Genomic DNA, 21,411 nt, shown 5'->3' on the forward strand with positions numbered 1-21,411 from the left:
TAGTTGAATATTTTGACATAAAAAAACCGCCTTAAAAAATTAGATATTATGTCTAACTTTTTTAAGGCGGTACAAAATAGTCCTTTTTTATTATTTATTACCATTGATAGCATCTTTCATTTTTTCGAAGAAACCACCATTTTTATATTCTTTATCACCACTAGCTTCAGCAAATGCTTGTAAAGCTTGTTTTTGGCGTTTATTCAAGTTCTTAGGTGTTACAACTTTAATATGAACATGTTGATCACCATTACCATTACTATTTAATTTAGGAACACCTTTGCCACGTAAACGGAAAGTAGTTCCAGTTTGAGTTCCAGCTGGAATCTTCAATTCAACATCACCGTGAACTGTTTTAACCGGAATTTCACAACCTAAAGCTGCTTGAGCAAATGAAATTTCTTGTTGATAGTCTAAATTATAGCCATCTCGTTCAAATTCATTACTCTTTTTAACTTGGAAAATAATAAATAAGTCACCGTATGGTCCACCGTTAGTCCCAGCTTCACCTTGGCCTTGCAATCTCATTTGTTGACCATCATCTACACCAGCTGGGATATCAACCTCAACTTCATGTTTTTGATCAGTCTTACCAGCACCACCACAAGTAGGGCATTTTTCTTTAATTTCCTTACCAGAACCATTACATACCGGACAAGGGCGTTGTGTTTGCATTCTACCTAATGGTGTATTACTTACAGCAGTTACATAACCACTTCCATTACAGTTATGACAAGTTTCTGGATGTGTACCAGGTTTGGCACCATTACCATGACAGGTGTCACACTGTGCTTCACGATTATATTTAATCGTGGTTTTTTTACCAAAAATAGCGTCTTCAAAGTTTAGAGTCATTTGATATTGAAGGTCTCGACCTGGTTGAGGCGCATTAGGATCACGCCTTGCACGTTGTCCGCCACCAAAGAAAGAACCAAAAATATCGCTAAAGTCACCAAAGCCGCCAGCGCCACCGAATCCACCGGCACCGCCACCAAAGCCGCCACCGAATCCTTGTGGACCATCAGCAGAACCATATTGATCATAATTGGCACGCTTATCTTTATCACCTAATACTTCATAAGCTTCAGTTATTTCCTTAAATTTCTTTTCCGCATCAGGTGCTTTATTTAAATCGGGATGATACTTTTTAGACAATTTTCGATATGCATGCTTAATATCACTATCACTAGCATCTCTAGAAACGCCTAAAATCTCATAATAGTCTTTACTAGCCATTTTGAATCCCCCACAATATTTTATTCAAAAGTCATGCTAAGAGTAGCATACTGTTAAATAAAAAGCCAAAGCCTAACGAGTCAGACTTTGACTTCTTATTCACTCATTAGTAATTACATTAATCGTGAATTACTTTTTATCTTTATCATCATTTACTTCGTGGAAATCACCATCAACGGTACTATCGTCTTTCTTAGATGAATCACCATCTGAAGCAGATGCATCTTGGCCATTTTGACCTTCAGCTTGTTTTTGTTGATACAACTTAACTGCTACGGCTTGAACTTCTTTGCTTAGTTCTTCCTTCTTAGCTTTCATATCATCTAAGTTGTTGTCTTCTTTAGCTTTCTTCAATGCATCTTCAGCATCTTTAACTCTCTTGATTTCGTCTTCAGATACTTTACCTTCAACTTCTTTCAAAGTCTTATCAGTTTGGAAGATAAGTTGATCAACTTCATTCTTCAAGTCAACTTCTTCTTTACGTTTCTTATCTGCTTCTTCGTTCTTTTGAGCTTCATCCATCATCTTATTGATTTCATCATCTGAAAGACCATTGGAATCTTTAATGGTAATGTTTTGTGACTTACCAGTACCCTTATCTTTAGCAGATACGTTAACAATACCATTCTTATCAATATCGAATTTAACTTCGATTTGAGGAACACCACGAGGTGCAGCAGGAATATCTGTTAATTGGAATTGACCTAAAGTCTTGTTATCGGCAGCCATTGGACGTTCACCTTGTAAGACATGAATATCTACGGCAGGTTGATTGTCAGCAGCGGTTGAGAATACTTGTGATTTAGAAGTAGGAATAGTTGTATTACGGTCAATTAATTTAGTAAATACACCACCCATAGTTTCAATACCTAATGATAGTGGAGTAACATCAAGCAATACAACATCTTTAACATCACCAGTTAAAACTCCACCTTGTACAGCAGCACCTAAAGCAACTGCTTCATCAGGGTTAATTGAATGGTTAGGTTCTTTACCAGTCCAGTTTTTAACAGCTTCTTGAACAGCTGGAATTCTAGTAGAACCACCATTTAAAATAACTTCATCAATATCAGAAGTTTGTAGACCAGCATCTTTCAATGCATTTTCAAATGGAACTCTAGTCTTGTCAACTAAGTCAGAAGTTAATTCGTTGAACTTAGATCTGCTTAATGATGTTTGCAAATGAAGTGGACCATTTTCACCAGATGAAATGAATGGTAGGCTGATTTCAGTTTCAGAAACACCAGAAAGGTCTTTCTTAGCTTTTTCAGCAGCATCCTTTAATCTTTGTAATGCCATCTTATCTTTTGATAAGTCTACTCCATTTTCTTTCTTAAAGTTATCGATTAACCAATCCATAACTTTTTTATCAAAGTCATCACCACCAAGATGAGTATCACCATTAGTAGATAGAACTTGGAATACACCGTCACCTAATTCAAGTACAGAAACATCAAAAGTTCCTCCACCTAAATCATATACTAAAACTTTTTCATCTTTATCTTGTTTGTCTAAACCATAAGCTAAAGCTGCAGCAGTTGGTTCGTTAATGATACGTTTAATATCAAGTCCAGCAATTTTACCAGCATCTTTAGTAGCTTGACGTTGGGCATCGTTAAAGTAAGCAGGAACTGTAACAACTGCTTCACTAACTGTATCACCCAAGTAATCTTCAGCAAATCCCTTAATGTATTGTAAAATCATTGCAGAAATTTGTTGAGGTGTGTATTTTTTACCATTTACATCAACTGTGTAATTTTGTTCACCCATGTGACTCTTAATTGATGCAATAGTATTAGGGTTAGTAATCATTTGGCGTTTTGCAACTTCACCAATTTGAGTTTCGTTATCCTTAAATGCTACGACAGAAGGAGTAGTTCTTGATCCTTCAGGATTTGTAATAATTTTTGGTTCTTTACCTTCAAGAACAGCCACAGCAGAGTTAGTTGTTCCAAGGTCAATTCCGATAATCTTGTTACTTGCCATAATTAATTCCTCCTAATTTTTATTATTGAGCTACAACAACCATGGCTGGACGTATAACTCGATCAGATAATTTATATCCCTTTTGTAAAACTTTAACTACTGTATCAGCTGGATGCTCTTCATCAGCAGTTTCAGTTTGAACAGCTTGGCAAAGATTTGGATCAAATTTCTCGTTTAAAGGATTAATTGATTCAATATCATTTTCTCCAAGTGCTTTGTTAAAATGGCTAATTACCATTTCAACACCTTTTTTCAATTGTTTACCACCATCATCATTCACTTCAACTTCAACTGCTCGTTGTAAGTTGTCAATGACTGGTAAAATAGATGATGCTAACTTTTGACCATCATATTTAAGCATGCTAGCTTTCTCACGTTTAAAGCGAGTCTGCATATTTTGCATTTCAGCTTCAGATCTCAAATATTTATCAGAAAGTTCATCTACTTTAGTTTCTAATTCTTTAATTTTTTTGTCTTCAGGAGATACTTCTTTGTCTTTAGCTTTCTTTGAAGAATTATCTTTCACTGATTCAGAATTAGTTTGCTCTTTCTTAGATGAAACCTTTTGATCAGTATTCTTTTCTTCTTTATCTTTAGCCATTTGAATCCTCCTTTATCAGTCATAATGATTATAGTATTGCAATAACTTTTTAGACAATTCATCGCTAAAGCCATTAACAATACTAATTATCTTAGAATATGGCATTCTCGTAGGACCCAGAATTGCTATCATACCTTTTCCATATGGGCCTACATCATATGAACCAGTGATAACACTGTAGTTCTTAAGTAGGTCATCATTAGTTTTAGGACTAATTTTTACAGATATAGGGTCACGAGGATTACTAAGCATTTTAGAAACATCATCATCCCGATTAAGCAAAGCATAAAGTGGTTTTATATAACTAAAATCGGTATCATCAACAAAGTCTAATAAATTAAGTTGACCACCAATATAGTACTTATCACGATTTACCTCGCTTAACACATCATAAAAAGTATCTAAAAATCCATTAGGTGACTTAATATACTTACTAATTTCTTGCCTAATTTCATTTTTTAACTTACTAATTACAATTGGAATGGGTTTACCAACGAGTTTACTATTAATAACTTTGACCACAGCCTCAAGCTGATCTCCGGTAACATTATCAGGAATATGAAAAATTTGATTTTCTATATCTTGATTATCAGTTACAATAATGGCCATTACTTGACGATTACCTAACGGAACCAACCTAAAGCCCTCTAACTTACTACTCATCGCTTTTTCTGGTTTAAGAGTTAAAGCTGTATAGTTAGTAAGATTAGAAAGAATGTTAGCTGAATGTTTAACAATCTCATCAATTTTATGAAATTTACCATCCAAAGATTTTTTAATTGTTAAAAGCTCATCATTAGTAAGTGGTGTCGATGCTAGTAAATTATCAACGTAGTAACGATATCCATCATTGGATGGAACTCTACCCGAAGAAGAATGAGTTTTGTTAATTAATCCCATTTTCTCAAGGTAAGCCATTTCGTTTCTAATAGTTGCAGAACTAACATGTATCGGCAGTTGATTTGATAAAACTTTAGAACCAACAGGCACGCCAGACAATGTATAGTCATTTATAATAACTCGCAAAATCATTTTTTGCCTATCACTAAGTATCAATCAATCACCCCTTTTTAGCACTTAAGGTTGATAAGTGCTAACCACATATATAATTTAACAAAAGGTCAGTTATAAGTCAAGAATTGAACTCAAGAATATCAAACATTTTCAAAGAACTTTTCTGTTACCATTTTATCGTGATTCATTTGCAAGATTAAGTTATCTATTCCCGTAAACTTTACTTGATTTCTAATTTTGTATAACCATTTAACTTGGACATTTTCACCGTATACATTGCGATTAAAATTAAGTAAATTTATTTCCAATGTAATTGGATTATTATCACCAAAGGTTTCATTTCTACCAATTGAAGCCATTCCTTTAAACCACTCATTACCAATTTTTACTTTGGTAACATACACTCCAATTGAAGGCATCATTTGTAAACCATCATAGTCAATATTTATAGTTGGATATCCTAGTTCACGGCCACGAGCATATCCATGTACAATTACCCCTTCATTGTAAAAAGGTCGGCCTAGTAGTTTATTAACAGTTTTAATATGTCCCGACTCTAAATTACGTCTAATTCGAGTAGAACTAACCTTCTTGTTATCACTTAAATCAGCTGAAACCTTAACAACTGAAAATCGATTATCAGCATAGTGAGGTAATCTATCCATATCTGCATCTTTATCACCATAGGTATGATCAAAACCAGCTACTACTGTATCAGCATTAAATCGATTAATTAAATAATTATCAACAAAGTTTTGTGGACTTTGAGCTTGAAAGCTATAACTATAATTAATGTAAAATACATAATCCACACCTAAATGCTCTAAAATGTTCATCTTAGTTCGATAAAGTGTAATATATCTTTTATCATTGCCATCCATTTTCTTATAAACTAATTCTGGCTTATGATCATAGGTAATTACCGCTAAAGGTAATCCCTTTTGTTCAGCTATTTTTCTAGCTGTATTAATAACTTTTTGATGTCCTAAATGTACACCATCAAAAAATCCCATAGCAATAACTAATGGCGTATCAAAATGAAATTGTTCATGTGTTGAATGGTTAATTTTAATTATTTCCAATATTATTAACTCCTAATTAACATTAAACATTTTTTCTGGTTTATATATATTTTTTGTTGAATCAAAATAATATAACGCTTTAATGTCATTTTCATATGTTAACACAAGATAGTCATCATTTTGATTAATGACACTTGAAGACAAGAATCCACCATTTTTAACAATTTTCCATTGCTTAGGAGTTAAGTCAATATGCTTAAAATTAATTAAAGCATGATCAATTGAATATACAATATTCGAAAAATCATTATTTTTAGCTGCTGATTCAATTTCTTTCAGAGTTACCGTTTTATCTATATCAAAATTTCCACTTTTAATACGAGTTAAGTCAGACATAACAGCTGGTATGCCAAATTTCTTACCAAAGTCAACTGCTAAAGTTCTAACATAGGTTCCTTTACCACAACCAACTTCAAAATAAATAGTTTGTTGTTGCTTATCTGTATCATAAATAGAAGGTTTAGTTTGTTTAAAGTAATCAATCCTAACTTTTCTTTCAGGCCTTTCAACTTCTAAGCCTTCTCTAGCATATTCATACAGTCTTTTACCTTTAACCTTAACTGCTGAATAAATAGGTGGTATTTGTATTAATTCCGGTTGAACAAATTCGTTTAAAGCCGTATTGATTTGGTCATCATTTAATGGCTTTAAAAGTGCCTGTTGATCAACAAGTTCACCATCTAAATCTTCGGTAGTAGTGGAAAAGCCAAGAGTAATACTACCTCGATAAATTTTCCCTGAATTCATTAAATAATCTACTACTTTAGTTCCATTTCCTAAACAAATGGGCAAAACTCCGTCAACATTAGGGTCAAGCGTTCCACTATGACCAATTTTCTTCATTTTTAGGATACCTCTTAGTTTTCTAACACAATCAAAACTAGTCATCCCACGTTCTTTAAACAGTGGTATTATTCCGTTAAGCATAATTTCCTCCTAAAATTTCTTCTTAGAAAAATTATATCATAATAAAAAAAGAGCTTGTTATAACCAACAAGCTCTTTTTTAAATTATTTATCTTCACGTTTTAATTTATTAATCAATTGATCAATCTTACTTCCATATTGAATTGAATTATCTAAAGCAAATTTAATTTCTGGTGTTTTATAAATACTTAATCTAGAACCTAGTTCACCACGAATTAATGGTGTCGCTTTTTCTAAACCTTTTTGTGTATTTTCTTCATCAGCATCTTTATCAGATAAAATACTGTAATAGATTGTTGATTGTTGTAAATCACCAGTTACATCTACTCCGGTAATTGTAACTCCATCTACTCGTGGGTCACGAACACGTTTTAACAATATGTCATTAACTTCACGTTGGATTTCTTGTTCTAATCTACCAACTCTGTAATTTTGTGTCATAAATTACACTCCCTTTTAGTAATAATTACTATTTAACAGGAACTTGTTTCATTTCATAAGCTTCAATGACATCACCAATTTTAATATCATTATAGTTTTCAATAGTAATACCACATTCAAATCCTTGTTTAACTTCTTTAGCATCGTCTTTGAAACGTTTCAAACTATCAATGTCACCACTATAGATAACTACGTTGTCACGAATTAATCTTAACTTACTATCATTCTTAACAACTCCATTAGTTACCATTCCACCAGCAATCGTACCAATCTTAGATGCCTTATAAATTTGTCTAACTTCCACTTCACCTGTAACTTCTTCAGTGTATTTAGGAGCTAGCATTCCTTTCATCGCAGATTCAACTTCATCAATAGCATCATATATAACTTGATGCAAACGAATGTCAACACTATCAGCATCAGCTTGAATCTTAGCTTGTGGTGTAGGTCTAACGTTAAAACCAATAATAATTGCATTACTTGCTTCAGCTAACGCAACATCACTTTCATTAATTGCACCAACGGAACTGTGCACAATGTTTACCTTAACACCTTTTACATCAATTTTTTCTAAACTAGAACTAATTGCTTCTACTGAACCACGAACATCAGCCTTAATAATTACAGCAACTTCTTTCATGTCACCTTCTTTAAGTGATTCAAATAAGTTGTCTAAAGTAACACTATTATTCTTTTTACGTTCTTCAACTTGAGCTTCTTTAGCACGTTCTTCACCAGCTGCACGCGCAGTCTTTTCGTCATCAAATACAACGAAACGGTCACCAGCCTTTGGTACATCGTTTAAACCGGTAATTTCTACTGGAGTTGATGGTTTAGCAGTATCAATTTCTTTGTTATTTTCGTTGTTCATAGTACGAACTCGTCCAAAAGTGTCACCAACAACAATTGGGTCACCCACGTGCATTGTACCTTGTTGAATTAATAAAGTAGCTACCGGACCACGACCACGATCCAAACGAGCTTCAATTACTGAACCAGCAGCGTGTTGTTTAGGATTAGCCTTAAGTTCCATCACATCTGCTTGTAATAAAATCATGTCTAATAATTCATCAACATTAGTTCCCATCTTAGCAGAGATTTTAACAAAAATAGTATCTCCACCCCAGTCTTCAGGAACTAAGCCATATCCAGTAAGTTGTTCAATAACATGGTCAGGGTTAGCACCTGGTTTATCAATTTTATTAACAGCAACTATAACTGGAGTTTCGGCAGCTTTAGCATGGTTAATAGCTTCAATAGTTTGTGGCATAACACCATCATCAGCAGCTACTACTAAAATAGTTATATCGGTAACATCAGCACCACGAGCTCTCATTTCAGTAAAGGCAGCATGTCCTGGAGTATCTAAGAATGTAATGTTTTTATTATCGTGTTTAATTTGGTACGCACCAATAGCTTGAGTAATTCCACCGGCTTCACCAGATGTAATATGAGAATGTCTTAAGTAATCTAGTAAGGTAGTTTTACCGTGGTCAACATGTCCCATGATAGTAACAACCGGAGCTCTTGCTTCTTGGTATTTAGTATTGTTGTTTTCTTCTTCAAAGAATTTATCAATATCAGAAACATTAACTTCTTGTTTTTCTTCAGCACCAATACCATAATCAGCAGCCAATAACTCAATAGTTTCTTTATCTAGAGAGACATTTTGGTTAACCATAACACCCAACATAAATAATTTCTTAACAATTTCAGCAGGTTCACGGTGTAATAACTTACCAATTTCTTGAGCATTCATACCAACTGAATATACCAAAGTTTCTGGCAATGGTCTTTCTTTTCGTTGATTAGACTTATTCTCTTTATGAATTTGACGAATACGTTGATTCTTAGTATACATACCGCTAAATTTATTATGACGGTTAAACTTATTACGTTTCTTATTAAAACGTTTTTTATTATTTTTACCCTTGTTATCACCACTAGCATGATTATTATTGCTAGTGTGACTGTTATTTACATGATTGGTGGTATTGCTTTTATTAGCTGTACTTTTATTGTCATGATTTGGTTTGTTAGTGTCATTATTATTAGTATGATTTTGGCCACCATTATGCGGATGGTTATTATGGTGGTTATTGTTATTGTGATAATTATTCTTTTTATGATTGTTTTTGTTTTTAGCAAAAAATTCACGGATTTGCTTTTCTTCATTGTCACCTAAAGTTGACATATGGTTTTTAACATCAAAACCCCTTTCTTTAGCTTTATCCAAAATTTTCTTACTATCTACTCTAATTTCTTTTGACAATTCATAAATTCTTTTTTTACCCATATCATCACGTTCCTTTTTCATTATTTTGCATTGTTAATTCAGATAATTTCTTAGAAAAGCCTAAATCATTTATGCCTAAAATAGTTCTCTGCATCCCAATAGCATCACTAATTTGTGCTTTATTAAAAGAACAATTAGTTGGGATTTTATAAAATTTAGCTTTATCATTAAATTTTTTATAAACTGAACTACCTGTATCACTAGCAATTAAAAGAAAGCGAACTTTATTCTTTTTAATTGCACTCAATATAATATCTTCACCAGTAACTACTTTACCAGCTCTTCTAGCAATTCCTATTAAATTAAGAATTTTCTTATTTACAATATTATTTTCCATCGCCAAATAATTGCTTTCTTGCCTGTTTATGGTCAATATATTCAATTAAATCATCATAAAATTTATCATCTAATTTTACAGCAAAAACTTTGTCAAATGTTCGAGCTTGCTTAGCTTTTTTAGCAATTTCAACGTCAATGGAAACATAAGCTCCACGACCGGATTTTTTACCTGTTTCATCAACAGAAACATTGTTTTCTTTATCCCTAACAATTCTAACTAATTCTTTTTTTGGAGCCATTTCTCCAGTTACAATATCTTTTCGCATAGGAATCTTTCTACGTTTCATGTGCAATCCCCTTTCTTATTGATATTATACGATTAATTAATCATTATCTTCAATTATATCAGATGAGTCACCGGAAACCTCGGATTCAGATTTAATGTCAATCTTGTAGCCAGTAAGTTTAGCAGCTAAGCGTGCATTTTGACCTTTTTTACCAATAGCTAAAGATAATTGATAATCTGGAACAATCACTGTACAAGCACGTTCATTTTCTGAGTCAAAAATAACATCTACTACTTCTGACGGATTAAGGGCATTAGCAATGTATTGAGCATTATCATCAGTCCATTCAACCACATCCATGTTTTCACCACTTAATTCATTTACGATAGTTTGTACTCTTTGACCACGAGTACCAACTGTAGTTCCGACAGGATCAATGTCAGCATTATTAGAACGAACAGATACTTTGGCTCTGTCACCGGCTTCTCTGGCAATTGAAACGATTTCAACTGTTCCATCATAAATTTCTGGAACTTCTTCTTCAAATAATCGTTTTAACAAACCTGGAGCAGTACGACTAACAAAAACTTGTGGTCCCTTAGTAGCATCTTCAACTTTATTTACATATACCTTAACTTTGTCTTGTGGACGGTAAATTTCGCCAGGAATTTGATCACTAACTGGCATTACAGCCTCTACTTGACCTAAGTCAACATATACAAAATGACCATCTTGGCGTTCTACTTCACCAGTTATCAATTCATCTTGATACTTACTAAATTTGTTGTAGACCATGGTTCTTTCAGCTTCACGAACACGTTGCATGATAACTTGCTTAGCAGTTTGTGCAGCAATTCTACCGAAGTTTTTAGGAGTCACTTCAAACTTAATTTCATCATCTAATTCATAACCCTTATTAAGTTCTAATGCATCTTTTATGCTAACTTCTAATCGACTATCTACAACTTCTTCAACTACTTTTTTTACTGCATAAACATGAATGTTACCCTTTTTGTCATCAAATTCTACTTCAACATTTTGGGCTTGACTATAATTACGTTTATAAGCAGATGTTAAAGCTGCTTCTAATGCTTCAATGATTATTTCTTTTTTTATGCCTTTATCTTCTTCTAAAGAATTTAAAGCACTAACTAATTCTTTACTCATTATTCTTCTCCTTAATCAAATTTAATTGCTAATCTAGCTTTAGCAATTGAACTTTTTGGTATTTCCACTGTTCTCATAACACTTTTATCATTATATTCAACAAATAAAGTATCATCTTGAATATCTTTTAAAGTTCCTTCAAAAACTTTATTACCCTTAATTGGTGCATAAAGTGACACATTTACATATTCTCCAATCGCACTTTGAAAGTCAGAATCTTTCTTTAAAGGACGTTCTGCTCCGGGAGAAGAAACCTCTAGGTAATATGCTTGAGGAATAGGATCTGGTTCAATGCTATCTAATTTTTCACTTAATTCATCAGATACCAAAGCACAATCCTCAATTGTAATACCACCTGTTTTGTCAATATAAACTCTTAAATACCAGCTACCACTTTCACTAACAAATTCAATGTCATATAAATAAAAATCATATTTTTCTAAAATTGGTTTTAATAATTGAGTTACGGTTTCAGTTACTTTGCTCAAAAGAATACCTCCTAATCTTTAAATATTAGTCCAATAAAAAGAGCGAGCATCCCTGCTCACTCGTTTAAGTACTCTATATCTCTCCTAATAGAGTAACACAAAAACATAAAGTTCTCAATTAGAAATCAAACAGACTCAATTGATTTTCATCTGGTAAACCTTTTAATACGTTATTTAAATCCATAAATTCAATTAACTTCTTAGAAACTTTACCACGCTTAGACAAATCTTCTTTTGATATAAAAGGCTTGTCCTCACGAGCAGCCACAATTTGTTTAGCTACATTTAACCCTAATCCTGGTACTGATCTAAATGGTGCTATCAAATTGTTGCCTTCAATTAACCATTTAGATGCGTCTGATTTGTTTAAATCTATCATTTTAAAACCAAAACCACGTTCCAACATTTCGTTAGCTAATTCTAAAACAGTTAATAAATTCTTTTCTTTAGCAGAAGCATCGTTGCCCTTATCAGTAATCTCTTTCATTGCTGACTTAACTGCATCTTTACCATGACACATTGAAACAATGTCAAAGTCATCTGCTCGCACTGAAAAATAAGCACAATAATATACTAATGGGAAATAAACCTTAAAGTAAGCAACTCTTAAAGCCATCAAAACATAGGCTGCCGCATGCGCTCTTGGAAACATATATTTAATTTTTAAACAAGATTCAATATACCAATTAGGCACTTTAGTTTGACGCATCTGTTCTTGCCATTCATCGGGAATTCCACGTCCCTTTCTTACATGTTCCATAACTTGAAATGATGTTTCTGAGTCTAATCCCCAGTTAATTAAATCGGTCATAATATTATCTCGACAACCGATAACATTAGCAATAGTAGCTTTACCATCCTTAATTAATTCATCAGCATTACCTAACCAAACATCAGTTCCGTGTGATAATCCAGATATTTGTAATAACTCTGAAAAATTACTTGGATGGGTTTGTTCTAACATACCTCTAACAAATTTAGTTCCAAATTCTGGAACCCCTAAAGTTCCGGTTTTAGAATTAATTTGTTTTTCATCCACCCCTAAAACATCAGGTTTAGAAAAAATTGACATTACTCCAGGATCATCCATCGGAATAGATTGTGGATCAATACCTGACAAATCTTGTAAGGTTCTAATCATAGTAGGATCATCATGTCCTAAAACATCCATTTTCAAAATATTATCATGTATGGAATGGAAATCAAAATGCGTAGTTTCCCAGGCAGCATTTTGATCATCAGCTGGATATTGCACTGGTGTAAAATCGTAAATATCCATATCATCTGGAACAATAATAATTCCAGCGGGATGTTGTCCGGTAGTACGTTTAACCCCAGTAGCTCCCTTAGCTAATCGATCAATTTCTGCAGTTCGCATTGTTTGTTCAGTTTCACGTTCATAAGCCTTAACATATCCATAAGCAGTTTTATCGGCAATAGTACCAATAGTACCCGCACGATAAACACTTTTTTCACCAAACAATACTTTTAGATAATTATGAGCAATTGGTTGATAGTCACCTGAAAAGTTCAAATCAATATCAGGAACTTTATTACCAGTAAAACCTAAGAAAGTTTCAAACGGAATATTGTGTCCATCACCAATCATTAAAGTTCCACATTCTGGACATTTTTTATGTGGCAAGTCATAGCCGGAACTATATTCACCTTTTGTATAGAAATGTGAATATCTACATTTAGGACAACGATAGTGCGGTGGTAATGGATTAACTTCTGTGATTCCAGCCATAGTAGCTACCAAACTTGAACCCACTGAACCTCGAGAACCAACTAAATAACCATCTTTATTACTCTTAGCTACTAATCTTTGTGCAATTAAGTAAATTACGGAGAAACCATTTCCAATAATACTCTTCAATTCTTTTTTTAGACGTTTTTCAATAATGTCTGGTAATGGATTGCCATATAATTCATAAGCTGTCGCCATTGTTTTATCTCTTATTTTATCTTCGGCTCCATCCATATGCGGTGTATATAGCTTATCTTTAACTGGGTGTACATCATCAATTTCGTTTGCAATTTTATTAGTATTAGTTACTACAATTTTCTTAGCAACATCTTCACCTAAATAGGAAAAATCTTGTAACATTTCATCTGTTGTTAAGAAATGAACATCAGGTAATTTTTGACGATTTAGTGGATTTGCTCCACCTTGTGAATGAATTAAAATTTTACGATAAATGTAATCATGTGGATCTAAATAATGAACATCACCTGTTGCTACTACCGGTTTTTGCAGTTCATCTCCTAAATCTACCATATTTTTAACAATTTCTTCTAAGTGCTTTGTATCATGAATTAATTGCGAATCAATCAGTGGTTGATAAGCTGCCTTAGGTTGAACTTCTAAATAGTCATAAAATTTAGCTTTTTTACGAGCTTCATCCTTACCTTTTTGCATCATAGCTGTAAAAACTTCACCCTTAGAACAAGCAGATCCAACTAAGATGCCTTCACGATATTTTTCCAATATACTTCTAGGAATTCTAGGAACACGGTAAAAGTAATTTACATTAGAGTAAGAAACTAATTTGAACATATTTTTTAAACCAGCTTGCGTCTTAGCCATTAAAATAGCATGAAATGGCCGAGCGTGGCGATAAGCTCCATGATCAGACATGTGTTCATTCAATTGATCAATTTTAGTGATTTGATATTGCTTTTCAGCTTCTTTTAAGAATAAATAGTTTAAATGTCCTGTACTTTCGGCGTCGAAAACTGCTCGATGATGATGTTCTAAAGAAACATTGAATTTTTTAGCCAATGTATTCAAACGGTAACTTTTATAATGTGGATATAAAAATCTAGCTAATGGCAATGTATCGATAATGGGATTAGCAATTTCATCCATTCCATGTCTTTTATAACCAGTATTCATAAAACCAACATCAAAAGTTACATTATGACCTACTATAATTGCATCTCCACAAAATTCTCTAAATAATTTAAAAACCTCAGCTTCTGATTTAGAGCCTTTAACCATTTCATCAGTAATTGAAGTTAAATTAGTTGTCTGCTCAGATAGATGAAAACCTGGGTCAATAAATTCTTCAAATTGATCAACAACATTATCATGAACCATTTTAACAGCCGAAAGTTCAATTACTCGATCATAAATAGCTGATAATCCAGTTGTTTCCACATCAAACACTACATAGGTAGCACCTAATAATTCGCGACCATCATTATTAAATGAAATAGGAACCCCATCATCTACTACATTAGCTTCAACCCCGTATAGCATTTTTAATTCATTTTTTTGGGCAGCTTTATAAGCGAACGGAAAACCTTGAATACCACTATGATCAGTAATAGCAATAGCTGAATGGCCCCATTTTTTAGCTCGCTTTACAAAATCATCAATACTATTAGTAGCATCCATTTGACTCATTTGTGTATGCAAATGTAATTCAACACGCTTTTCATCAGCAGTGTCTATGCGTTCAGCATGTTCAAACGGATTTATATCATAAGCATTCAAAGTTAATTCATGCGTATAATTATCTTCTTGAACACTTCCACGAACTTTAATCCATTCACCTTCCTGTAAACCTGCAAACTGACTTTTATAATCATCGTTATTAGAAAATTTTTTAACAACAATGGAAGAACTATAATCAGTTATTTTCAAAATCATTAATTGACGTCCTGAACGTAATTCTCTAATTTCCTTATCAAAAATATGACCATTAACAATTACTGAACGCTCTTCCTGTAAAATATCAGACATCTTAGTAATTGAATCATCGGCGTTAATTTTTTTTCCAATGGACACTTTGCCACTAGGTACAACTGCTTTTTTATTAGTTTCACGTTTTTGATTAGCATCTTTTATGGCTTCGACTGCTTTTTGTGCTAACTTCGCATCATCCATTTCTTTTTTTTGCCTAAATTCGTTTATCTTTTCTTGAGACGCTGTATTATCTACTCTAATATTTATATGAAAAGATGGAAAACCAAGTTGTGTATACATTTCTTCAATTGGACCTAAAGCTTTTTGCACTAAGAAATTTTTGACAATATCATTTTCAGCAACATATTCAACTTTAGATTCAATCAACTTAGGTGGTTCTGAATTCAACAAAGTTTGAATTAGAGAAGTGGACACTCCACTATTCTTTATTATCCAAATCCAATACTCACCCAATAATTTATTATCAAATTCGTTATTTCTAGTTTTAATAAATAAATTGGTAGTTGCCATAGGACTAAATGTAGCCTGCATTCGACTATAAAAGTCTACGAACTTTTTATACGGTAAAATATTATCTAAACTAATCAAGAAATCCCAACGATTTGATTTTTTATGAACATTAATTTGGTCAATTGAACCGTTTTTAAAATCAGAATCATCTGATGATTCCGACATTTGAAGCTGATTTAACAATTTAACAAATAAATCAGGGTTATTCATTAATTCTAAGACCTCCTATAAATCAAAGATTAAAAAAGACCAGTTACGTATTTCACTGGTCTTTTATATTACTATTGAACATCTTTAAGTAAGATTTCAATTGTATTTTTAAGTTCTTCTTTTTTAACTTCGATAGTTTCGCCACTCTTACGCATCTTAATTTCAACGATACCCTCAGCAGCCTTTTTGCCAACGGTTACTCGAATTGGAATTCCAATTAAGTCTGAGTCAGCAAACTTAACCCCAGCTCGTTCTTTACGATCATCAACTAATACTTGATATCCAGCTTGAGCCAAATCGTCATTAATTTCATTAGCCAAATCCATTTGATCAGCTTTTTTAGCGTTTACTGGAATTACATGAATATCGAAAGGTGCAATTTCTTTAGGCCAAACTAGTCCATTTTCGTCAGCTTGTTGTTCAGCAATCGCTGTTAATAAACGACTAATTCCAATTCCATAACAACCCATTACAACCGGTACTTCGCGACCATTTTCATCTAAAACATTAGCATTTAAAGCTTTAGAATATCTAGTGCCTAGTTTAAAGATGTGTCCAATTTCAATTCCACGAGTAAAGTTTAAAACTCCAGAACCATCAGGAGAAATTTCACCTTCTTCAACCATTCTAAAGTCACCGTAGACAACTTCATTGAAGTCACGTTCTGGATTTACATTTGCGAAGTGATAACCATCTTCATTAGCGCCACTATAAACATTAACCATATCTTTTACATAGTTATCAGCTAATAACTTGATAGAGTCATCTAATTTAACTGGTCCTACATATCCTCTAGTAGTATGCATGTATTTTTTAATATCATCAGCAGAAGCTAATTCTAAGTTGTCAGCTTTTAAATAATTTTTAACTTTAACGTCGTTTACTTCATGATCACCACGTAATGCAACTAAAACAGGGTTTCCATCAGCCATAAATAAAACGCTTTTAATCAAATGTTTAGCATCAGTATTTAGGCTTTCGATATCGTCTTCAATTGATTCAACGTTAGGTGTAGAAATTTTTTCTATATCTTTTGCTGCTTCATTGGATTTTTCACCAGTATATTTGCTAGTAGCCATTTCAATGTTAGCGGCATAATCACCTTCGTTAGAATAAACGATGGTATCTTCACCAACCGCAGCAGGAGCAGAAAATTCTGTTGAATCAGAACCACCCATAGCACCACCGTCACCGATAATACTACGATACTTTAAACCAACTTGATTAAAGATGTTTTCATAAGCCTTTTTCATATCTTTATATATACGATCTAAATCATCATCATTAATTGAAAAAGAGTATGCATCTTTCATAAGAAATTCACGACAACGCAATAGTCCATATCTAGGACGGTCTTCATCACGATATTTAGGTTGAATTTGATATAAGACTAAAGGTAGTTTTTTATATGACTTAATAGAATCTTTAATTATGGTTGTATATGTTTCTTCATGTGTAGGTCCTAAGATAAAGTCAGTATCATGTCGATTCTTTAACTTAAATAATTCAGGACCATAAGTAGCTAAACGTCCAGAATCTTCCCACAATTTAGCAGGTAAAATTGCTGGAACTAAGGTTTCATTAGCATCAATTTTATCCATTTCTTGACGAATAATTTTTTCTATTTTAGAAATTACTCGATAAGCCAATGGTAAATATGCATACATTCCAGCTGAAATTTGTTTAATATATCCTGCTCTAAGCATTAATTGATGACTTAAAGCTTCCGCACCTTTAGGTGCTTCTTTTAGTGTAGGCATTAAAATTTTTGATTGTTTCATATGACTCTCCTTAAAAGAAATATATTACCTTATAAAATATCTTTGTATATCATTAAAAGTAACTAACAACATTAGCACTAATAAGAATATGGCTCCAGCTATCGTAATTATAGTTTCAACCTTTTCAGAAACTGGTTTTCTTCTAATAGCTTCAATTATGTTCAATAATATTTTACCACCATCTAGGGCAGGAATTGGAATTAAGTTCATAATTGCTAAGTTAATCGATAGAAAAGCTAGTAGATTAACTACTCCTAATACCCCCAACTTAGCAGCTTGTGAAGTACTAGCAAAAATAGCAACTGGACCACCTAAGTCATTTAAACTAAAGTGTCCGACAATCATATAATAAAGTGCCGAAACTAAAGTGGTTGTCATTCGCCAAGTCTGGGTAAAACCAGAAGTTAATTTAGCCATAAATGAATTGTCAGTAGTTTGGGTAATTCCAATAACCCCAACTTTTTTATTATTGTATTCTGAACTACCAGTTTTTAAATTAATCTTATGACTTTCATTGTTTCTCTCTACTTGCATAGAAATATTTTGATTAGGTTTAGATTGTATTTGCTTAGTTAAGTCATACCAGTTGCTAATTTTAGTATTGTTAACTTTAACAATCTTATCATTATTTTTAAGACCAGCTTTAGCAGCCACTGAATCAGAAGATGCTAAATTAACATGGTTGGTATAACTAGATACTCCACCCTGTAGAAAAGCTACAATTGTGAAGGCTACAATAGCCAACAATACGTTATTAAATACCCCTGCAAAATTAGTTAAAATTCTTCTAAACAATGGTGCGTTTTGAAACTGAACATCTTCTGGAGCAATTTGTACTTCAGTTCCATCTTCTTCAATGATAGTTGCATCATGGTTCACTTTAAAGGTTTTCTTTTCGCTTTCATCAGCATTCTCAAAACCTTCAATAAACAACTTATTTTCTAAATCTGCTTTAGTAACTGTTAATGGTACTCCATTAAACAAAGTTTGTTTGTGACTCGTATTAATAGACACAACTTCATTATTTTCACTGTTAAATCTTAAGCTAACTGGCGTTCCCGGTTTAAGCTCTTGAGATTCGTTGTCAGCACTACCAGCCATTCTTACATATCCACCTAATGGCAGTAAACGCCAGGTGTAGGTAGTGTTATTTTTACGATAGTAAAATATTTTGGGACCCATACCTATTGAAAACTCACGAACCATAATTCCAGACTTCTTAGCAACAATAAAGTGTCCAAACTCATGAACAATCACTAATAAACCAAAGACTATGATAAAAGCAATAATGGTAGTAATCAAATGCATCACTCCTTAATAATGGAATTCTAAATAATTCCAAATAAATGTAGTAGCGGTAATATAAAAATCAAACTGTCAAAGCGATCTAGTATTCCACCGTGTCCAGGTAAAATTTTTCCAGAATCTTTTACTCGATAGTAGCGTTTTAAAGCAGACTCAACTAAATCACCAAATTGTCCTGCAATAGATAATATTATTGTAATAACTAAAATTTCAAAAATATTAAAACCAGCAATTGGATAAATACAAATCCATAATACTCCAACAATTGTAGCAATTATGGAACCACCAATAGAACCTTCCCAAGTCTTATTTGGACTTACATTAGGAGCTAACTTATGTTTACCAATTTTACGTCCAATTAGATAAGCACCACTATCGGTCATCCATACAATTAATAATGCATAAAATAAAATGGATAATCCAGCATTTCTGGCAGCTATGAAGTAATGAAATCCATTTCCGATGTAAAACATTGCTAAAAATAAAACAGCAGCATCATCAAATGAAAATGCATTTTTAGTAACAACCGTTCGAAGTAAAAATAACATTGCTACTAAATATATCCAAAATGATGGATTAGAAATGTTAAATGTACTGGCTAACCAAGTAGCAGGTACTATTACCAAAAACACCCCTATCCATGCTAGAAAGGCTTCTGGAGAAACTAAAAGTTTCTTCTTCATAACTAATACTTCGGACATTGCTACTAATCCCAAAAAGATGCCGGCTATATCAACAAATATACCACCAGCAATAACTATGGGAACAAAAATAATCAAAGCTATTATAGCTGTTAAGACTCTTTGTTTCATGATTTATATTTCTCCTAATATTCAGTTTAATTACTTTAATCCACCAAATCGACGGTGCCTATTTTGATACTCTAATATACAATCAGTCAGTATTTCTGCGTTAAAATCTGGCCAATTTTCATTTCTAAAAACAAATTCACTATAAGCAATCTGCCAAAGCAAAAAATTAGATAATCTTTTTTCACCACTGGTTCTAATTAATAAATCTGGGTTAGCTAAATCACCTAATTTAGCGGTCATTAGATTATTTTCTATTGTTTTTTTTGAAATGTCTTCTATAGCTAATTTATCATCTTTAACTAGTTCTGCAATATTTCTAACAGAAGTGACTATTTCATCTTGGGCACCATAGTTTAAGGCAAAATTTAGAATCATACCATTACAATTAGCTGTAGCATCAATTGCTTTATTAACGGCTTGTTGTGTTTGTTCTGGCAGTTTGTTAATGTAACCCATAACTTGAACTTTAACATTATTAGCTATTAAATCAGGTATAAAATCATTAAAAAACTTACCTGGTAATCCCATTAAATAATTAACTTCAGTATCTGGACGACGCCAATTTTCTGTAGAAAAAGCATATAAAGTTAAAACTTTAACTCCTAGCTTAGAAGCTGCTTTGGTAATTGTTTTAACCGTGTTCATCCCTTTTTTATGTCCAGCAATCCTAGGCATATGACGTTGTTTAGCCCATCTTCCATTACCATCCATAATAATTGCGATATGTTTAGGAATGTTATCATAATCTATCGTTAATTCTTGTGTTTCTTTTGATTTAAACATTATTTCACCACTTTAAAAATAATAAAGGATGAGAATTAATCTCATCCTTTATAAAATATAAAAATAAATTATTGGATTAATCTCCATTCTCCACGTTTTGTTTCAGTTAAAGTATTGAAGTATTTTAGTAATTGGTTAGCATCTGCCGCACTACGAGAACCTAGCATATTTAGGCCTTCACCAGTAGGAATTGGATCACTTAAATCAGTAATTTCATTATCATTTTCAATGGTTGCTTGAGTAAATGCCATAATCCAATCATCTTCAATAAGTTGAGAAACTACGAAGAACATATTGAAATCATCAGCAACAAAAACTGGCATTACATAAATGCCATCTTGAATTTCACGAAGTTGGTTACCATTGTATGATAATGCTTGTAAATTCTTACCACTTAAAGGTTTATCCAATTTAAAAATCATTTTTTCAAATTCTTTGGTTCCGGGTGTTATTTCTTTTTCTGCCATAAATTAAAACTCCTATTTACAATAA

Annotated in this window: 18 protein-coding genes; all 18 read right to left on the reverse strand. The window is 32.7% G+C overall.

Going from position 1 to position 21,411, the window contains the following annotated elements; all coding sequences use genetic code 11:
- Positions 1-90: 90 nt before the first annotated feature.
- The 18 genes from dnaJ to K5Q11_RS05560 all read right to left on the reverse strand — a co-directional run bounded on the left by dnaJ (position 91) and on the right by K5Q11_RS05560 (position 21,386).
- Positions 91-1,236, reverse strand: a complete 1,146-nt coding sequence (gene dnaJ, locus K5Q11_RS05475) for a molecular chaperone DnaJ (RefSeq protein ID WP_220751765.1) — start codon at positions 1,234-1,236, stop codon at positions 91-93.
- A 129-nt stretch (positions 1,237-1,365) separates the two neighbouring features.
- Complete coding sequence (gene dnaK / locus K5Q11_RS05480) at positions 1,366-3,222, reverse strand: molecular chaperone DnaK (protein WP_220751767.1); 1,857 nt, start codon at positions 3,220-3,222, stop codon at positions 1,366-1,368.
- A gap of 22 nt (positions 3,223-3,244) precedes the next feature.
- Positions 3,245-3,823, reverse strand: a complete 579-nt coding sequence (grpE, locus tag K5Q11_RS05485) for a nucleotide exchange factor GrpE (protein WP_220751770.1) — start codon at positions 3,821-3,823, stop codon at positions 3,245-3,247.
- 15 nt (positions 3,824-3,838) lie between these two features.
- Positions 3,839-4,876 (reverse strand): heat-inducible transcriptional repressor HrcA, encoded by a 1,038-nt coding sequence (gene hrcA, locus K5Q11_RS05490; RefSeq protein WP_308442917.1) that lies wholly within the window; start codon positions 4,874-4,876, stop codon positions 3,839-3,841.
- A gap of 101 nt (positions 4,877-4,977) precedes the next feature.
- Positions 4,978-5,919 (reverse strand): riboflavin biosynthesis protein RibF, encoded by a 942-nt coding sequence (ribF, locus tag K5Q11_RS05495; protein ID WP_220751773.1) that lies wholly within the window; start codon positions 5,917-5,919, stop codon positions 4,978-4,980.
- Positions 5,920-5,931: 12 nt separating this feature from the next.
- A complete protein-coding gene (truB, locus tag K5Q11_RS05500; protein ID WP_220751775.1) occupies positions 5,932-6,846 on the reverse strand; it encodes a tRNA pseudouridine(55) synthase TruB in 915 nt (304 codons plus the stop codon).
- 83 nt (positions 6,847-6,929) lie between these two features.
- Positions 6,930-7,286 (reverse strand): 30S ribosome-binding factor RbfA, encoded by a 357-nt coding sequence (rbfA, locus tag K5Q11_RS05505; protein WP_220727740.1) that lies wholly within the window; start codon positions 7,284-7,286, stop codon positions 6,930-6,932.
- A gap of 28 nt (positions 7,287-7,314) precedes the next feature.
- Complete coding sequence (gene infB, locus K5Q11_RS05510) at positions 7,315-9,582, reverse strand: translation initiation factor IF-2 (protein ID WP_220751805.1); 2,268 nt, start codon at positions 9,580-9,582, stop codon at positions 7,315-7,317.
- Between the two features lie 4 nt (positions 9,583-9,586).
- A complete protein-coding gene (locus tag K5Q11_RS05515; protein ID WP_220751777.1) occupies positions 9,587-9,919 on the reverse strand; it encodes a L7Ae/L30e/S12e/Gadd45 family ribosomal protein in 333 nt (110 codons plus the stop codon).
- The gene (gene rnpM / locus K5Q11_RS05520) at positions 9,909-10,208 is read right to left on the reverse strand and encodes an RNase P modulator RnpM (protein ID WP_220727739.1); all 300 of its coding nucleotides are present in this window, start codon (positions 10,206-10,208) and stop codon (positions 9,909-9,911) included. The genes K5Q11_RS05515 and rnpM overlap by 11 nt, the downstream gene beginning before the upstream one ends.
- A 36-nt stretch (positions 10,209-10,244) precedes the next feature.
- Entirely contained in the window at positions 10,245-11,315 is a 1,071-nt protein-coding gene (gene nusA, locus K5Q11_RS05525; protein WP_220751779.1) for a transcription termination factor NusA, read from the reverse strand.
- Positions 11,316-11,326: 11 nt separating this feature from the next.
- Entirely contained in the window at positions 11,327-11,803 is a 477-nt protein-coding gene (gene rimP / locus K5Q11_RS05530) for a ribosome maturation factor RimP (protein ID WP_220751781.1), read from the reverse strand.
- Between the two features lie 118 nt (positions 11,804-11,921).
- Positions 11,922-16,238 (reverse strand): PolC-type DNA polymerase III, encoded by a 4,317-nt coding sequence (locus K5Q11_RS05535; RefSeq protein ID WP_220751783.1) that lies wholly within the window; start codon positions 16,236-16,238, stop codon positions 11,922-11,924.
- A gap of 71 nt (positions 16,239-16,309) precedes the next feature.
- Positions 16,310-18,019: a proline--tRNA ligase gene (locus K5Q11_RS05540; protein ID WP_220751785.1), complete on the reverse strand. Its 1,710-nt coding sequence runs from the start codon at positions 18,017-18,019 to the stop codon at positions 16,310-16,312.
- A 24-nt stretch (positions 18,020-18,043) separates the two neighbouring features.
- Positions 18,044-19,321, reverse strand: coding sequence for an RIP metalloprotease RseP (rseP, locus tag K5Q11_RS05545; RefSeq protein ID WP_220751788.1), 1,278 nt, complete (start codon positions 19,319-19,321; stop codon positions 18,044-18,046).
- 26 nt (positions 19,322-19,347) lie between these two features.
- On the reverse strand, positions 19,348-20,136 hold the full coding sequence (locus tag K5Q11_RS05550; protein WP_220751790.1) for a phosphatidate cytidylyltransferase: 789 nt from the start codon (positions 20,134-20,136) through the stop codon (positions 19,348-19,350).
- A 30-nt stretch (positions 20,137-20,166) separates the two neighbouring features.
- Positions 20,167-20,919 carry an undecaprenyl pyrophosphate synthase gene (gene uppS / locus K5Q11_RS05555; RefSeq protein WP_220751791.1) on the reverse strand — a complete coding sequence of 251 codons (753 nt, stop codon included), beginning with the start codon at positions 20,917-20,919 and terminating at the stop codon, positions 20,167-20,169.
- Positions 20,920-20,987: 68 nt separating this feature from the next.
- Positions 20,988-21,386: a hypothetical protein gene (locus K5Q11_RS05560; protein WP_220727731.1), complete on the reverse strand. Its 399-nt coding sequence runs from the start codon at positions 21,384-21,386 to the stop codon at positions 20,988-20,990.
- Positions 21,387-21,411: the final 25 nt, after the last annotated feature.

It is taken from the genome of Apilactobacillus xinyiensis, assembly GCF_019656235.1.
In the GTDB taxonomy this organism is placed as follows: Bacteria; Bacillota; Bacilli; order Lactobacillales; family Lactobacillaceae; genus Apilactobacillus; species Apilactobacillus xinyiensis.

Bases quoted from the DNA above. Each gene is read 5' to 3' on its own strand.
- truB (WP_220751775.1), bottom strand. From the start codon at position 6,846: ATGCTTAACGGAATAATACCACTGTTTAAAGAACGTGGGATGACTAGT.
- dnaJ (WP_220751765.1), bottom strand. From the start codon at position 1,236: ATGGCTAGTAAAGACTATTATGAGATTTTAGGCGTTTCTAGAGATGCT.
- K5Q11_RS05550 (WP_220751790.1), bottom strand. From the start codon at position 20,136: ATGAAACAAAGAGTCTTAACAGCTATAATAGCTTTGATTATTTTTGTT.
- K5Q11_RS05560 (WP_220727731.1), bottom strand. From the start codon at position 21,386: ATGGCAGAAAAAGAAATAACACCCGGAACCAAAGAATTTGAAAAAATG.
- K5Q11_RS05535 (WP_220751783.1), bottom strand. From the start codon at position 16,238: ATGAATAACCCTGATTTATTTGTTAAATTGTTAAATCAGCTTCAAATG.
- K5Q11_RS05540 (WP_220751785.1), bottom strand. From the start codon at position 18,019: ATGAAACAATCAAAAATTTTAATGCCTACACTAAAAGAAGCACCTAAA.
- infB (WP_220751805.1), bottom strand. From the start codon at position 9,582: ATGGGTAAAAAAAGAATTTATGAATTGTCAAAAGAAATTAGAGTAGAT.
- dnaK (WP_220751767.1), bottom strand. From the start codon at position 3,222: ATGGCAAGTAACAAGATTATCGGAATTGACCTTGGAACAACTAACTCT.
- uppS (WP_220751791.1), bottom strand. From the start codon at position 20,919: ATGTTTAAATCAAAAGAAACACAAGAATTAACGATAGATTATGATAAC.
- rbfA (WP_220727740.1), bottom strand. From the start codon at position 7,286: ATGACACAAAATTACAGAGTTGGTAGATTAGAACAAGAAATCCAACGT.
- grpE (WP_220751770.1), bottom strand. From the start codon at position 3,823: ATGGCTAAAGATAAAGAAGAAAAGAATACTGATCAAAAGGTTTCATCT.
- nusA (WP_220751779.1), bottom strand. From the start codon at position 11,315: ATGAGTAAAGAATTAGTTAGTGCTTTAAATTCTTTAGAAGAAGATAAA.
- K5Q11_RS05515 (WP_220751777.1), bottom strand. From the start codon at position 9,919: ATGGAAAATAATATTGTAAATAAGAAAATTCTTAATTTAATAGGAATT.
- rnpM (WP_220727739.1), bottom strand. From the start codon at position 10,208: ATGAAACGTAGAAAGATTCCTATGCGAAAAGATATTGTAACTGGAGAA.